The organism is Flavisolibacter nicotianae (assembly GCF_003628535.1).
Taxonomy (GTDB): Bacteria; Bacteroidota; Bacteroidia; order Chitinophagales; family Chitinophagaceae; genus Flavisolibacter; species Flavisolibacter nicotianae.
In genome coordinates this window covers 1-1,035 of sequence record NZ_RBCI01000058.1, presented here as the reverse complement: position 1 = coordinate 1,035, position 1,035 = coordinate 1, and the positions used below count along the sequence as shown (strand labels likewise).

At 57.8% G+C, this 1,035-nt stretch carries 1 protein-coding gene; it reads right to left on the bottom strand.

The annotated features are described in order from the left end of the window. The coding region (locus D6024_RS26385; RefSeq protein ID WP_162945072.1) for an FG-GAP repeat domain-containing protein at window positions 1-1,035 on the bottom strand (1,035 nt) is incomplete at both ends.

The following is a 1,035-nucleotide window of genomic DNA, read 5'->3' as shown; positions in this document are numbered from 1 at the left end:
CCGAAGAGATCCTGTATTGATTTTTTGGCGTAGTCGCTGTGTTTGAGGTTATCTTTTTTGAGGAAGGGGAACTGTTCGGTGATTTCGCGTTTGAGAAACACCGGCATGTCTTTCCCCGCCACCGTTCGGGTCAGGAACTGGTCCACCAGCCCGTTGCCGTCAAAGTCCCTGACCCAGAGTTTGACCGGGGCTTCTCTGGTGGGCCGCAGGTAAAAGTTCTCCCCGATGTTGCCCACCACCAGATCCTGCCGCCCATCGCCGTTCACATCCGCCACCGAAAGCGACTGCCACCAGCCCAAAAGTCCTTCCAGCCCCGTGGTTTTCAGCTCCTCGAAGTTTCCTTTTTGGTAGGAAAAGATCCGGGTTGCCATCCACTCCCCGGTTACGATGAGGTCTTTTTTGCCATCGCCGGTCACGTCCGCCCACGCAGCCGCGGTAACCATGCCCACAGAAGAGAGCGCAGGCGGGGCAACATCCCTGAAATGCCCCTGCCCGTCGTTTTGGTACAGGTAGCTTTGCGGCACCTGCCCGTAGAGACGCGGCACGCTGCGGCTGCCCACAAAAAGGTCCTCGTCGCCATCCCCGTCATAATCATAGGCAGCAGCACAGGCAATGTTCATGTTGTTGAGGGGGAAGGCCGCCACGTCCACCGAGAAGTTGCCCCGGCCGTCGTTTTTATAGAGCCGGTGCTGCAGCTCCCGCTCTCCCGGCGGCGTGTTGTTGCCGCCGGCCCCCACAAACAAATCCAGATCCCCGTCGTGGTCCGCATCAAAAAAGAGCACCGCCACGTCCTCAAAAGCCTGGAACTGGGTGAACACGTCTTCCTGCTTTTTTTCAAAGCCGCCATCCGCCGTTTGCAGGTAGAGCTGGCCCGGCTGGTTTTTGGCCCCGCCGATGTAAAGATCCTCCCGCCCATCACCGTTCACATCCCCCGCAGCCACGTGCGGGCCCTCCCGCGACAACAACTCCGGTAAATTCCGCTCATAATAAAAATCTACATAATCATCCTCCACATGACGATCAAATGAGGAGACT